Below are 14,115 nucleotides of genomic sequence, written 5' to 3'. Positions count from 1 at the left end.
CGGCCGCGTCTACCAAAGGCATGAAAGGACTGCCCGAGCCGGGCATACGACAGGAACATCCACATGGTCGAACTCTACGGGAAGGCGATGTCGCGCCGCGACATCGCCGCCAGGGCCGGGTCTTTTTCGCAATTTGCCGGCGTGCGCCTGATGACGCTCGAAGACGGCGTCGAGCGCGGCATCCGCATGCTGGAATTCCGCAGCGGAACGGGATTGCGCTTCACCGTGCTCGTCGACCGCGCCCTCGATATCGCCGACTGCGAATTTCGCGGCATGGCGATCGGATGGAACTCCCCGGCCGGCTTCAAGCATCCCGGCCTGCATGAATATGAAGGCGAGGGCGGTCTTTCCTGGCTGCGCTCCTTCTCGGGACTCATGGTGACCTGCGGTCTCGATCATATCCTGTTCATGGCGGACGAGCCGGGCGACACCTATGTCTACGGCCCGCGCAGGACCATCAGCCATTCGCTGCATGGCCGGATCGGAACGATTCCTGCAAGGCTCACGGGCTATGGCGAGGAATGGAGGGGCGACGACTGCATCCTCTGGTGCGAGGGCGTCGTCACCCAGGGTACGGTGTTCGGAGAGCATCTCGACCTCGTGCGCCGCATCGAAATCAAGGCGGGCACCAACGAGATCAGGCTCACCGACCGGGTGGTCAATCGCGGCTTCTACCGCACCCCCCACATGTATTGTTACCACATCAATGTCGGTCATCCGGTCCTGGCGGAAAGTTCCCGCTACCTCGCGCCCATCAAGGAGGTCGTCTGGGCCGCTCATGCCGGCGCCGACTACGAGAAGCAGGGTGTCGGCTACCATACGCTGCCGGCTCCGCAGCTCAATTTCCACGAGCAGGTCTGGCAACACGAAATGGCCGCGGACGGCGAAGGCCGGGTTCCGGTTGCCCTCGTCAACGATGCGCTCGGCATCGGCTTCGAAGTCGTCACCCGCAAGGACCAGTTTCCCTGCATGTACGAATGGCAGAACCTGCAAGCCGGGCAGTATGCGCTCGGCATAGAGCCGTCAACCAATCACGTCCTCGGCCATGGTGCTGCGCGCGAGCGCGGCGAACTGATCTGGCTCGAGCATGGTGACGAACGGAGATATGACACCACCTTCCGGATCCTTCCCGATGCGGATGCGATAGCAGCCAGCGAAAGGCGGATCCGCAGCCTCGCCGAACAACCGGTCGACGCGTTTCCCCGGCCGACCGGCAATCACTTGCCCATCGGAGGACGGCGATGATTGCCCGACCTTTGCCCGCAGGGGAGGTCGTCCCCGGAATGTCGATCGCCGGCAAGGTCATCCTCTATACGGGTGCCGCCGGCGGCCTGGGAGCGGAGACGACACTGAGTTTTCTCCGTGCCGGCGCACGCGTCGTGGCCATCGACAACGACGAGGCAAAGACGCGCGCGCTCGTGGATGCTTCGGAAAGGGAAGGGCTCGGCGGTCTCACGGTGCGGGCGATCGACCTCGCCGACCTGAGCGGCCTGCGCGCCGCGCTCGACCAGGCTGCTGCCAAGGCGGGCGGCTTCGATGTGGTGATCAACAATGCCGCGATCTATCCGTCGAGGCCGTTCGAAGAGTATTCGATCGAGGATTTCCAGCGCGTGCAGCGGATCAATGTCGATGCCGGCATCGTCTGCGTCCAGGCGGCCTTGCCGCACATGCGCGAGCGGGGCTGGGGCCGGATCGTCAATATCGCCAGCGTCACCCTGTCCGGCGGGTGGGCCAATCTTGCCCCTTATGTGCAGTCCAAGGGCGCCCTCGTGGGGCTGACGCGCGCCTGGGCGCGCGAATTCGGTGGCTACGGCATCACCGTCAATGCCATCTCGCCGGGCGCGTTCCCGACGGATGCCGAAAAGATCCATCCGGATCCGGAAGGCTATACGCGTTTCGTGCTCGACCACCAGGCGGTCAAACGCCGTGGTCGCCCAGCCGACATCGCTGCCGCTCTCACCTTCCTGATCTCCGACTCTGCGGGCTTCATCACCGGCCAGACCCTGAACGTCGACGGCGGCTGGGTGATGCATTGACCGCTTGAATACATAAGGAACTGAACGAATGGGAATTCTCAGCGGATTTCGCGTCCTCGATTGCTCGATCGCCATGGCGGGTCCGTTTGCGGCACAGCGTCTCGGCGACCTCGGCGCCGACGTGATCAAGGTCGAGCCCGTGACGGGCGAGTGGCAGCGCCACGTCGCCGCGGGGGGAGCCGGAGGCAACAGGGTCAACGTCTCCTTCCTGTCGCTCAATCGCAACAAGCGCTCGCTCGCCGTCGACCTGAAGTCGCCGGAGGGCAAGAAGGTTCTTCTCGACCTTGTGAAGACGGCCGACATCTTCCTGCAGAACTACCGTCCGGGCGTCGCGAAACGTCTCGGCGTCGATTACGACACGCTCTCCCGCATCAATCCGCGCCTCGTCTATGTGTCGATGTCGGGATATGGCGAAGATGGACCCTATATCGATCGGCCCGGACAGGATCTCGTTCTCCAGGGCATGTCCGGCGCAATGCTTTCGGCGGGACGCGAAGGCGAGGCGCCGACGGCGGCGGGGCAATATCTGGTCGACGCCATCACCGCCTACAACGCATTCGAAGGCGCCCTTGCAGCTCTCTTTCACCGGGAGCGGACCGGCGAGGGACAACTCGTGCAGGTCAATATGCTGGATGCGATCACCACGATCCAGATGCAGGAGCTCTCTGTCTTCACGATCGGCCAGAAACCGCAGAAGCGCTCGGCCGAGCCGCACGCCCATGTCTACATCCGCGCACCCTACGGCGCATTCGCCACCAGCGATGGTTTCATCATCGTCGCGTTTCCCAAGCTCAAGACCTTGGGAGAGGTGATCGGCGAGGAAAGCTTCCTGACCATGGACGACGAAGTCGACACCTGGACCAGGCGGGACGAGATCTTCGCCAAGACACGCGAGAAGCTGAAGACGAAAAGCTCCGAGGAGTGGCTGGCACGGCTTCGTGCGGCAGACATCTGGTGCGGCCCGGTCTATGGCTATGCGGATCTCGTCGAGGACGCGCAGATCAGGCACAACGGTACCTTCGTCGAATATGACCATCCGACCGAAGGCCGCGTTAAGACGCCCGGGTTTCCGATCAGGTTCTCCAAGACCCCCTCGACGGTCGACCGCGGGGCGCCGGTCGTCGGTCAGCATACACGCGAGATATTGCGGGACGCGGGCTATGACGAGGCTCGCATCGCCGCACTCGAAGCCGCCGGTGCCATTGCCGCCGAGGACGTCTGACGATGCAACGGCTGAAGGCTCTGACATGGGATCATCCACGCGGCTATAACGCGCTTGCGGCTGCCGCCGCGCGCCCTGAACTTGCAGAATGGGGGCTCGCCATAGATTGGGAGAAGCAGCCGCTCGAAGGCTTCGAATCCCATCCGATCGCCGATCTTTGCGCGCGCTACGATCTTGTGGTTCTCGATCATCCGCATGTCGGGGAAGCTCTGGCCGGAAATTGCCTGCGGTCTCTCGAGGACGTATTCGGCGATTCGACCGTCCAGGCGCTCGAGGCGGAGAGCATCGGTCCCTCCTTGCGGAGCTATCGCTTCGGCGGCGCTCATTGGGCGCTGCCGCTCGATGCGGCCACGCAGGTGATGGCGGCGCGGGCCGATCTTCTCGAGGCACCGGTGCCCGAGCTTTGGGACGAGGTCGTGGCGCTCTCCCGGACCACCGGCAAGGTGGCGCTGTCGCTCGCGGGTCCGCACGCGGCGCTCTCGTTCCTGTCGATAGCCGCGGCCTTCGGCGACCCTCCGGCAGAGACGGATCCGGAGGTCCTCGTCTCCCGGCACGTCGGGCGCCCGGTTTACGAACTGATGCGCGATCTCGCAAACCGCAGTCCGCGGTCTGTGCGCGACCGGAACCCGATCGGGATACTCGATCACATGGCGTCGAACGACGACGTCGTGCTCTGCCCGCTGGTCTACGGTTACGTGAACTACGCCGCGCCGCAGACGGGGCATCAGGTCGCCTTCCACGACGCGCCGCGCCGCATCCCCGGCGGGCGGCCGGGTTCGACGCTCGGCGGTACGGGAATCGGCATCTCGCGGCGCTGCGAAATCACGCCGGCTTTCAAGCGACACCTGCTGTGGCTGATGAGCCGCGAGGCCCAGGTCGATTTCATCCCCGTCCATGACGGCCAGCCGTCTCGGCGCGAGGCCTGGCATGATCCACGCGTCAACGCCCGCTGGGGCGGATTCTATGAAAACACGGCTGATACGCTCGAGCAGGCCTATGTGCGCCCGCGTCACGACGGCTACATCGCCTTCCAGGGCAAGGCCTCGGCGCTTCTGCGGCAGGCCTTCGAGGACAAGGCGCCGGCCGACGGCGTGCTCGAAAGCTTGCAGGCCCTCTATGCAAGCCATCGCAAAGCCGGTGGCGAAAGGTAGGTAAATGACCGACGACGTTCTTTATGCCGTGGACGGTGCAATCGCCACGATCACCCTCAACCGGCCCCAGAAGCTCAATGCCGTGACGCCGGAAATGGCCGATGCGATCGTCGAGGCCGTGAAGGAAAGCAACGACAGCGACCGCATTCGCTGCGTCATCCTTACCGGCGCCGGTGATCGCGCCTTCTGCGCCGGCTCCGATATCCGCGAGCTCGACACCTACCGGACGCCCTGGCAGTTCCGCAATCGGCCGGACTATTGCGATGCGTTCCGCGCCCTGCTCAAGCCGACGATTTGCGCGGTGAACGGCTATGCCTTCGGTGGCGGCCTGGAAACGGCCATGTCCTGCGACATCCGGATCGCTTCGGAAAACGCGCAGTTCGCGGCACCGGAGATCAAGCTCGGATGGATCGGCGGCGGCGGCATGGCGGCACATCTGATGCATTCCATCGGCGCCTCGAATGCCGCGCTCATGCTGATGACGGGCGACCCGATACCGGCGGGCAAGGCGCTGGCCTGGGGGCTGGTCAGCGAGGTCGTTCCCCAGACCGACCTGTTGGAACGTGCCCGCGCGATCGCCGAAATCATCGCCTCGCGGGCACCGATCGCGGCGGAAACGGCGAAGGCCAACCTCAAGGCGGCGGTTTCGATGCCGCTCGACAAGGCTATCGAATACGAACGCGATCTGCAGACGATCTGTTTTGCGACCGCGGACGCGGCCGAGGGCCGGGCGGCCTTCAAGGAGAAGCGCGCCCCCAATTTCGAAAGGCGGTGATGACCATGCAGTCAGCATTGACCTTCGCACGAGGACTGGGCCGGCATCGCGAAGCATCGGTGCTTGCCATGCTCGCCGTCGTGGCGCTCTATCTGACATTCGCCAGCGATTATTTCCTGGAGCCGCGCAACCTGCTGAACGTCGGCCGCCAGGCCTCGGTCGTGGCGATCGTCGCCTTGGGGCAGGCCCTGGTCATCATCGCCCGCGGCATCGATCTTTCCGTGGGTTCGGTCATCGGTCTGTCCGCTGTCGTCGCAGCCGTGCTGATGCGCGACACCGGCAGCGAGACCGTCGGCCTCGTCGGCGGCCTTCTGACCGGACTCGCCTGCGGTCTTGCCAACGGACTTCTCTACACGCGGCTGAAAATCAATCCTTTCATCGCCACGCTCGGCACGCTCTCGATCGCGCGCGGGATCGCGCTCCTCATGACCGGCGGCATCCCTGTATCGTTTGGCGGCTTTGCCGAGTTCGTCGGTGCGGGGCGCATCTTCGACATACCCGTGTCCTTCCTGCTGATGATCGTGCTCGCCGCGATCGTCCATGTATTCGCGAGCCGGACCGTCACAGGCCGGGAGATCTATGCGATCGGCGACAATCCCAAGGCCTCCCGTCTTGCCGGCGTGAACCTGCGCTCGACCCGGCTGTTCGTCTTCGCGCTGTGCGGCCTGCTGGCAGGGCTCGGCGGGCTCATCCTCGCGGGCAACCTGGCAAGCGCCGACCCGAATCTCGGCATGGGATACGAGCTGGACGTCATCGCCGCCGTGATCCTCGGCGGCACCGCATTGAGCGGCGGCCGCGGTTCGATCCTCGGCGTCGTGATCGGCGCCTTGCTCATGGCGCTGCTCAACAACGCTTTTGTGCTCCTCGGCATCTCTGCCTACTGGCAGGTCGTCACCAAGGGGCTCGTCATCATCTTCGCCGTCGGGCTGGACGGGCTGCAGCGCGGCGGCGACGACGACTGATCATTTATCGGAGGAGACAAGCATGTTGCTCAAGAGACTTAAAACCATGGCCTTTGCCGCTGCGGCCGTTGCGGCGGTCACATTGCCTTCGCTGGCGGGCGAAGCACCGCAGGGCGGCACCGTCGCCGCGGTGGAAAACACCAAGGGGCCGGTGAGGATCGCGTTCCTGTCGTTTCAGAACAATCCGTTCTGGACCCCGGTCACGGAAGGGGCGAGGGCGGCGAACGACTATCTGTCGAAATACGACGCCAAGGTCGATTTCGTCGATCTCGGGGACGACCTCTCCGCCGAGGCGGTCGTCGCCGGCATCGAGGGCGCACTCGCCAAGAAATATGACGGCATCGTCGTGGTGCCGATCTTCGACGGCACGGCGCGCATTATCAACGAAGCCACGGAAGAGGGCGTGCCGGTCTTCAACATCATTGCGGAAGGTGCGACGGAATCGCAGCGCCTTGCCTTCATCGGCCAGGATGCGACCTCGGCCGGCAAGCAGATCGGCGAATTCATCGCCAAGAAGATGAACGGAAAGGGCAAGCTCGGCGTCATCACCGGCTATTTCGGCGCCACCCAGCACACGCAGCGCATGAACGGCGCGCTGGAATATCTGAAGGCGAACTCCCCGGACATTCAGATCGTCGGTCCTTTCGAGAACAAGGACAAGGCGGAGTCGGCCTATTCGCTCGTCCAGGACATGATGACCGCCAATCCGGATCTCTCGATGGTCTACGTGACCGCCGGCGGGCCGTTCGGTGCGGCAAAGGCCGTCAAGGATCTCAACCTGACCGGCAAGGTCGGCGTCGTCGGCTTCGACCATACGCCCGACAATATCCAGTACCTGAAAACCGGTGAGATGGTCGGCCTGCTCGACCAGGCGCCCTACCAGCAGGCGCTCGATTCGAGCGTTATGCTCTACAACTATATCGTCGCCGGCCAGGAGCCGCCCGCAAAGGTCATCCCGGTGACCGGAAAGCTGCTGACGCCCGATGACGCCAAGTAACAGCCCACGCGCGGCGGCTGCGCCCGGCGCAGAAGCCGCGCGCGCCGTCTCCGTGCCGCTCCTTCGCGCGCGCCGGATTGCCAAGAGTTTCTCGGGCAATTCCGTACTTCACTCGGTCGACCTCGACCTGAAGGCGGGTGAGATCGTGGGCCTGCTCGGTGAAAACGGCGCCGGCAAATCGACGCTGATGCATATTCTGTCCGGCGGCCTTCAGGCCGACGGTGGCACGATCGAAATGGACGGCCTGTCGGTCCGTTTCGGCTCAGTGTCGGAAGGCATCGAAGCGGGCGTCAGCTTCGTTCATCAGGAACTGTCTGTCGTCGGCGCGCTGAGCGTCGCCGAGAACCTGCATCTCGGTCGGATGCCGCGGACCGGTATGGGCCTCGTCGATATCGACTTGATGCAGCACGCGTCCCGTGCCCTGCTTCAAAGGGTCGGCGCCGGTCACATCCAGCCGGACCGGGAAGCAGGGACCCTGCGGGCGGGTGAACAGCAGCTGGTCGAGATCGCCAAGGCGGCGGCAAGAAAGCCACGGTTGCTGATCCTCGACGAGCCGACGTCATCCCTGACGCCGCACGAGGTCACCGGGTTCTTCTCCTATGTCCGCGAGGCGCGAGAGGCAGGAGCGGCCATCATCTTCATCACGCATCGCCTCGAGGAGGCGATGGCCCTTTGCGACCGGGTCGTCGTGCTGCGGAACGGGGCGATCGTCAGCGAGCGACGCCCCGGCGAAACGAGCCGCGAACAGCTGATCAAGGACATGACGGGGAAGCCCGCCATCTACCAGTACAGGCAGCGTTCCCTTGCAAGCGGGACGCCTGCGCTGTCGGTCGCGGGATTGTCGGACGATCGTCTGCTGGACGACATCAGCCTCGACATTCGCAAAGGCGAAATCTTCGGCCTGTTCGGTCTCGTCGGTGCCGGCCGCACCGAGCTGCTGGAGCTTATACACGGGGTGCACCGGCCAAAGGCCGGCGACATCTCGCTGTTCGGAGAAAAGGTGGCCTTCGCCGACCCGAGCGAGGCGGTGAAGGCGGGGATTGCGCTCGTGCCGGAAGGCCGCAAGACGGCAGGCATCCTGCCGCAGCATTCGGTGCGCGACAATGCCGCGATCAGCAGCCTGCGCCGTTTTTCGAAGGGCCTGTTCTCCGATCGGGCAGGAGAGGCCGGGCGTATGGCGTTCTATCGCGAAACGCTCGGCATTCGCATGGTTCGCGACACGCAACCGATCTCGACGCTTTCGGGCGGCAATCAGCAGAAGGCGATCTTCGCCCGCGCCCTCATGGCCGAACCGCGATTGTTGCTCCTGGACGAGCCCACGCACGGAGTGGATGTCGGCGCGAAGTCCGAGCTCTACGACATCGTCGCCCGGGAAACGGAAAAGGGGCTGACCGTCCTCATCGCTTCGTCGGAGGTCCCGGAGATCCTGGCGCTGTGTGATCGCGTCGCCGTTCTCTCCAAGGGACGGCTCGCCGGCGTCGTCGACCGAGCCGACATGACGGAAGACCGAATTTTGACCATGGCATTCATGGAGCACTGAACAGTGGGTATCGGCTTTTGCGCTGCCCCAGGTCCGAGTTTTAAAGCCTGAGCCTTCGGCCAATATCCGGCTGCTCTCGCAGATATGCCACCTTTCAGAGTTGGAACAGTTTCCAGCTCCAAGCGGTCGGCCGTCAGGTGAGACACATCGCAATTCTCTTCCGTTTGCCCCGGTTACTAGAATGACGACGATCAGGTCTCGGCAGGATGGGTTCCATTTCGGTGAGGTTGCGAATAGGTCCCGGGTGCAGCCTCAGTAATCGACGGCGCGATCGTCGTTGGGATCCGCCCATCGGGTGTTCGGGACGACGGAAAACCAGCCGGGGCGGGAGGGATCCCGGTCGTAGGGATAGCCGCCGAGCGTCTTATGGAGGTCGGCGTACTGCCCGAGCTTGTCGCGATCGAGCTCGACTCCGAGACCGGGCGCCGTCGGTACCTTGATGGCACCGTTCTCGTAGCGCATCGGACCGCCGACGATGATATCGTCGGTCAGCTGGTGATAATGCGCATCCGCGTGGAAGACGAGGTTCGGGAGAACCGCGCCGAGATGCAGCATCGTGGCGAGCTGAATGCCGAGTTCGCCCGATGAATGAACCGCGATGCCAAGCTGGAAGGTCTCGCAGACACCCGCCGCCTTGACGCAGGGGCGAATGCCGCCCCAGAACGTGGTGTCGAGCAGGATCACGTCCACGGCGGGATTGAGGATGTTGGCGGCGAGCTGCTCGAAATTCACCACGACGGTATTGGTGGCGAGCGGCATGGTCGTGTTCTCACGGACGCGCCGCATGCCGTTCAATCCCCAGGTGGGGTCCTCGTAGTAATCGTTGTTGAGATCCTCGATGCCCTTGGCGAAGCGGATCGCCTCCTCGACGCTGAACGCCGCGTTCGGGTCGTAGCGGACGCTGTCGGGACCGAGGGCCTTCGCCCATGCGCGAAAGACCTCCAGCTCGTAATCCGGCGCGAAGACGCCGCTCTTCAGCTTGTGCGAGGTGAATCCGCATTTCTTTTTCAGCGCCAGCGTCTGCTCGATGAGCTGATCGGCCGTGCGCGTCTCGCCCTCGCCGGTGTCCTTGTTGGGAAGGCGGAAAAACATGTAGCTGGCAAAAGGAACCGCATCGCGCATCTTGCCGCCGAGGAGATCGCAGACCGGCACGCCGAGAAATTTGCCCATGATGTCGAGACATGCGAACTCGATGGCGGCATGCATCTGGGTGCGGTTGTTGTAGAGGCTGGCGGTCGGATTGCAGATCATGAAGCGGAGATTTTCCAGCTCGAAGGGATCGTGGCCGACGAGATAGGGCTTCAACGCCCGGAACGCTGCCTCGGCGCTCTCCCCGCCTCCGCCCATTTCGCCGAGACCGACGATGCCAACATCGGTTTCCACCTCGACGATCGTACGGACGAACCGCCCCCAATGTGCACCATTGGAATGACGCAGCGGCGCCTCCAGCGGAACGGTGACGGTGGTCGCGCGGATATCGGTGATCCTGGGTCGCTTCATGGGAGGCTCCAATGCAGGCTGTCGGGTGCGAAGGTTAGGGTGCGGGGCGCCGGCCGTGTCCGTCGGCGCTGGCCGAAAAAGGTCGCCCTGCTATTGCGCCTCCCCCAGCACGCGCAGGATTTCATAGCAGGCACCGAATGGATGGTAGTCGGTCTTGCCTGGAGGGCTCTTGATGTCGCTCTGCTTCACGCCGTCGGGCGAGAGAATGCGGAACCAGCAGCCATTTTCGTGATCGATCAGGTGCCGCCAGCTGTAGCGCCAGAGCCTGTCGTAATCCTGCCAGTAGCGCTCCCGTCCGGTGCGTGCGGCGAGCGCGGCCGCGGCGGCAATCGTTTCGCAATGGACCCAATGATATTTGTCGAGGTCGTAGAGCTTGCCGTCGGGGCCGTAGCTGTAATGCATGCCGCCGAATTCGAGATCGGCGCTCTTTGCCAAGGCCGTCTCGTAGAGAAGGATGGCTTTCGGCAGGATCCAGTCCTGCGGGCGATAGCGCTCGAGGATCAGGAGCAGCTTGGTCCATTCCGTCATGTGGCCCGGCTGGTAGCCGTAGGGCCGGAAGAGGTGCTTCGGATCGTCCTCGTTGTAATTCCAGTCGATCGACCAGTCCTCGCGATAGTGCTCCCAGACCACGTCCTGAGCGTTGGCGGCAAGCTCGACGCAGATGCGCCGGGCGAGGGTTTCGGCGCGGTCCAGGTAACGGATCTCGCCGGTCGCTTCGTAGGCGGCCAGCATCGCCTCGGTCATGTGCATGTTGGCGTTCTGTCCCCGATAGGGCGAAGTCGCCCCCCAGTCGCGGCTGATTTCGTCCTTGTAGAGTTCGCGGTCCGGCTCCCAGAAGCGGCTTTCAAGAAGTTCCCAGGTCTGCGAAACCCGGGCGTCCATACCGGGAATTCCGGCCTTCATGGCTGTCGCATAAGCGAGCAAGACGAAGGCGTGGCCGTAGCAATGCTTCGTCGCATCCACCGCATCGCGGCCGCGCATCAGCCAGAAATAGCCGCCATGCTTCGGATCGCGGTGAACCTCGTCGAGATATCTTACGCCATGGGCGGCCGCTTCCGCGAAGTCCGGGCGCTCGAAGAGCACCGCGGCGGTGGCATAGTTGAAGATGAAGCGCGTGGTGGAGACGAGATGCTGGGTCTTCCGGTCGGTGATGAAACCGTCGTCGCGGTATTCGTTGTAGTAGCCTCCGTCTTCCTCGTTGAGGCAGATCGGATGGTAGAATTCCATGATCTCGCGCATATGGGCGCGCAGGAAGTCTTTCGAGCGGAAATCGGGAAGCGGTTTCATGACGGGCCTCCGGTCAATCTGGAATGACGATGCCGAGCTTGGAAAGAACGCCGCCGTCGATCTTGATGTCGGCGCCCGTGATGAAGCGGGCCTTATCGCCGGCAAGAAAGGCAACCAGTTCGGCAATTTCGGAAGGCTTGCCGACGCGGCCCAGCGGATGTCCTCTTCCCCAAGCTTCCAGGGTCGCCTCGGCGGTGCCTTCGCCTTTCCACAGATCGGCGGCCCAGCGCAGCATCGGGGTATCGACAGAGGCGGGGCAGACGGCGTTGACAGTAATATTGTCCCCGGCATGGTCCAACGCCATGGCGCGCACAAGTGCGTTGATCGCGCCTTTGCTCGCCGTATAGGCGGCGACGCCCGCCTGCGAAGCATAGGCCTGCACGGAAGAGATGGCGACGATCGCGCCGCCGCCGCGCTTGCGCATTTCGGGAATGGCGAATTTGGAGGCGAGGAAGATGCCCTTCAGATTGATGTCGAGAACGTCGTCCCAGACTTCATCCGGTGTGTCGACCACGGTGCCGTAGCGCTGGATGCCGGCGCAGCAGGCAAGAATATCGACGCCCCCATGGCGCGATACCGCGGTCTGAACCGCCGCTTCCATGTCGTCCTTGGAGCGGACGTCGCCGACGAACCCGGCGGCATTGTCCCCGATGGAAGCAACGGCCTCGTCGACCGAAGCCTTGTCGTTTGCCACGATCGTCACCTTGCCGCCGCCGGCAGCAAAGCGATGGGCACAGGCGAGACCCATGCCGAGGCTGCCGCCGGTGACGACGATGCTCTTGCCGTTGAAATCGCTCATCACGCTGTCTCCGTAACAGAGGGGAACTTGTCGGACGCCGGCCCGAATTTTGGCTCTTCGACGCCGTGCCCCACGCCCTCGACCGCAAAGAGCCCGCCCTCCAGCGGATGCGTATCGAGATGATCGTTCGTCATGGTGAAACGCGCCGAGGTCACATAGAGGGTGGAAAGATCCGTGCCGCCGAATGTGCAGCTCGTCGGCCAGCTTGCCGGCAGCTCGATCAGTTGGACGAGACGGCCGGTTCCGTCGAAGCCCGCGACGGCTGCGCCTCCCGCCACCCGGCAGTTCCAGAGCCGGTCGTCCGCATCGAGGCAGGAACCGTCCGGCAGGCCGCGGGCGAAGCCGGCCACGACGGTGCGCCGGTTGTCGATCCTCCCGGCGGCAAGATCGCAATCGAACACGTAGATCTCGTTGGCGAGCGTGTCGGCGAAGAAGAAGCGGTTGTCCCGCGTCCAGCCCATGGTGTTGGTGATGCCGTATTCGTTGGGCGTGAGCTGCGACACGTGACCGGCGGGATCGATGCGGTAGACCGCGCCCGATTGCCGGTCCAGGGCCTTCGGTGAGCCGCTTGCGTCAAGATTGCTCTGCATCGTCGCGACCCAGAAGGAGCCGTCCGGTGCGACCCGACCCTCGTTGAGGCGATTTTCCGGCAGATCCGGCTCCGGCACGGCAAACGCCTCGAAAGGCCCGCCAGGCGTCCATAGGCAGACGTTGCGGCTGAGGCCGACGATGAACCCGCCATCCGCCCGCATGCCGATCGACGTCACGAAGTCCGGCGTCGGCCATGTGTCATGACGGCCGTTTTCGGGTTCGAGCCGATGGATGCGTTTGCCGACGATATCGACCCAGTAAAGCGCCTTCTCGTCCCCGGACCAGAGAATGCTCTCGCCGACGATGTCCTTCGCATCGAGGAGCAGGGAAACCGTGGCACTCATGGCCGCGCCATGAAACCGGTATGCAACGCCGCGGGACGTCGCCGCTTGCGGTTGGTCATTGGTGTCCTCCCGAACCCGTTTGTATTCTTGTATGCAAGATTTCAGGGAGGGTCAAGGAGCTTCAATGGCGAGTAGCAAACGAAACGTTGTCCGGGTAATCTGCTTGCGATGAACGATTGCATGCAAAAATACATAGGGCTCTCAATTTATGACGCGTGACATAAAAATCTCGGCCGCGGAGCATTGCTACCGCACGCTTTCGCGCAAGATCATCGGGCTCGAATTGAAGCCGAACGAACCGATCGGCGAGCATGCGCTGGCCGGGCTCCTGGGAGTCAGCCGCACGCCCGTGCGCGAGGCCCTTTCGCGGCTGAGTGCGGAAGGACTTGTCGACCTCCGGTCACGGGCAGGCGTCGTCGTGGCGCCGATCCGCATGGACGCGGTCAGGACCGCCCAGTTCGTTCGCGAACAGCTGGAGCTGGCGATCGTTGCCGAAGCGGCGCAGCAATCGAACCGCCGCGTCCTGCTCGGCATACGGCAGGCCATCGAGGAGCAGGAGCTTGCTATCCTCGAGGACAACCCCGACCTGTTTTTCGAGTGCGACGAACGCATGCACGCGCTTTACTGCAGCCTCGCGGGCCGCGACGGAGTCTGGGCCTTCATCTCGGATGCCAAGAAGCATATGGACCGGGTCCGCCGTCTGTCGATACAGGCGGGGCAACTCGACCAGCTGGTCGAGGATCACCGGCGCGTTCTCGAGGCTGTGAGCGAAGGGGACGCGACCAAGGCCCAGGAGATCATGCGGCTGCATCTGCGGCGCGCGATGGTCGATCTGGGGGAGCTTGCTCAGCGGTTTTCGGCGTATTTCGCGTCGGATACGGCGGGCGATGCCCGTTAGGCCGCTTCTGTCG

The 14,115-nt window shown here is 63.7% G+C and carries 13 protein-coding genes; 9 read left to right on the top strand and 4 right to left on the bottom strand.

Annotated features, from left to right (window positions below; genetic code table 11):
• The first annotated feature begins 63 nt into the window (after positions 1-63).
• Genes BHD07_RS11245 through BHD07_RS11210 form a run of 8 tightly spaced genes read left to right on the top strand, consistent with a single transcriptional unit; the run spans position 64 to position 8,683 of the window.
• Entirely contained in the window at positions 64-1,245 is a 1,182-nt protein-coding gene (locus BHD07_RS11245) for an aldose 1-epimerase family protein (protein ID WP_338280045.1), read from the top strand.
• Positions 1,242-2,036, top strand: a complete 795-nt coding sequence (locus tag BHD07_RS11240) for an SDR family NAD(P)-dependent oxidoreductase (protein ID WP_338280043.1) — start codon at positions 1,242-1,244, stop codon at positions 2,034-2,036. The genes BHD07_RS11245 and BHD07_RS11240 overlap by 4 nt, the downstream gene beginning before the upstream one ends.
• A 28-nt stretch (positions 2,037-2,064) precedes the next feature.
• Entirely contained in the window at positions 2,065-3,258 is a 1,194-nt protein-coding gene (locus tag BHD07_RS11235) for a CaiB/BaiF CoA transferase family protein (protein ID WP_338280040.1), read from the top strand.
• 2 nt (positions 3,259-3,260) lie between these two features.
• Positions 3,261-4,409, top strand: a complete 1,149-nt coding sequence (locus BHD07_RS11230) for a carbohydrate ABC transporter substrate-binding protein (RefSeq protein WP_338280038.1) — start codon at positions 3,261-3,263, stop codon at positions 4,407-4,409.
• 4 nt (positions 4,410-4,413) lie between these two features.
• Positions 4,414-5,184, top strand: coding sequence for an enoyl-CoA hydratase/isomerase family protein (locus BHD07_RS11225; RefSeq protein ID WP_338280036.1), 771 nt, complete (start codon positions 4,414-4,416; stop codon positions 5,182-5,184).
• Positions 5,184-6,146: an ABC transporter permease gene (locus BHD07_RS11220; protein ID WP_338280035.1), complete on the top strand. Its 963-nt coding sequence runs from the start codon at positions 5,184-5,186 to the stop codon at positions 6,144-6,146. Before BHD07_RS11225 ends, BHD07_RS11220 begins: the two co-directional genes overlap by 1 nt.
• A gap of 22 nt (positions 6,147-6,168) precedes the next feature.
• Positions 6,169-7,143 (top strand): sugar ABC transporter substrate-binding protein, encoded by a 975-nt coding sequence (locus BHD07_RS11215; protein ID WP_338280032.1) that lies wholly within the window; start codon positions 6,169-6,171, stop codon positions 7,141-7,143.
• Complete coding sequence (locus BHD07_RS11210) at positions 7,130-8,683, top strand: sugar ABC transporter ATP-binding protein (RefSeq protein ID WP_338280030.1); 1,554 nt, start codon at positions 7,130-7,132, stop codon at positions 8,681-8,683. Before BHD07_RS11215 ends, BHD07_RS11210 begins: the two co-directional genes overlap by 14 nt.
• A gap of 252 nt (positions 8,684-8,935) precedes the next feature.
• Here the strand turns inward: BHD07_RS11210 and BHD07_RS11205 are convergent, their stop codons facing one another.
• The 4 genes from BHD07_RS11205 to BHD07_RS11190 form a co-directional block, all read right to left on the bottom strand.
• Positions 8,936-10,183: an enolase C-terminal domain-like protein gene (locus BHD07_RS11205; RefSeq protein ID WP_338280027.1), complete on the bottom strand. Its 1,248-nt coding sequence runs from the start codon at positions 10,181-10,183 to the stop codon at positions 8,936-8,938.
• Between the two features lie 90 nt (positions 10,184-10,273).
• Complete coding sequence (locus tag BHD07_RS11200) at positions 10,274-11,470, bottom strand: AGE family epimerase/isomerase (protein WP_338280025.1); 1,197 nt, start codon at positions 11,468-11,470, stop codon at positions 10,274-10,276.
• A gap of 13 nt (positions 11,471-11,483) precedes the next feature.
• Positions 11,484-12,269: an SDR family NAD(P)-dependent oxidoreductase gene (locus BHD07_RS11195; protein ID WP_102762018.1), complete on the bottom strand. Its 786-nt coding sequence runs from the start codon at positions 12,267-12,269 to the stop codon at positions 11,484-11,486.
• Positions 12,269-13,204, bottom strand: a complete 936-nt coding sequence (locus tag BHD07_RS11190; protein WP_102762019.1) for an SMP-30/gluconolactonase/LRE family protein — start codon at positions 13,202-13,204, stop codon at positions 12,269-12,271. The genes BHD07_RS11195 and BHD07_RS11190 overlap by 1 nt, the downstream gene beginning before the upstream one ends.
• 208 nt (positions 13,205-13,412) lie before the next feature.
• On the opposite strand from BHD07_RS11190, the gene BHD07_RS11185 reads away from it, so the two are divergent.
• Positions 13,413-14,102 (top strand): GntR family transcriptional regulator, encoded by a 690-nt coding sequence (locus tag BHD07_RS11185; protein ID WP_338280020.1) that lies wholly within the window; start codon positions 13,413-13,415, stop codon positions 14,100-14,102.
• Positions 14,103-14,115 lie beyond the last annotated feature (13 nt).

It is taken from the genome of Sinorhizobium sp. KGO-5 (assembly GCF_036245905.1).
In the GTDB taxonomy this organism is placed as follows: Bacteria; Pseudomonadota; Alphaproteobacteria; order Rhizobiales; family Rhizobiaceae; genus Sinorhizobium; species Sinorhizobium meliloti_A.
This window is presented reverse-complemented; position numbering and strand designations above follow the sequence as displayed.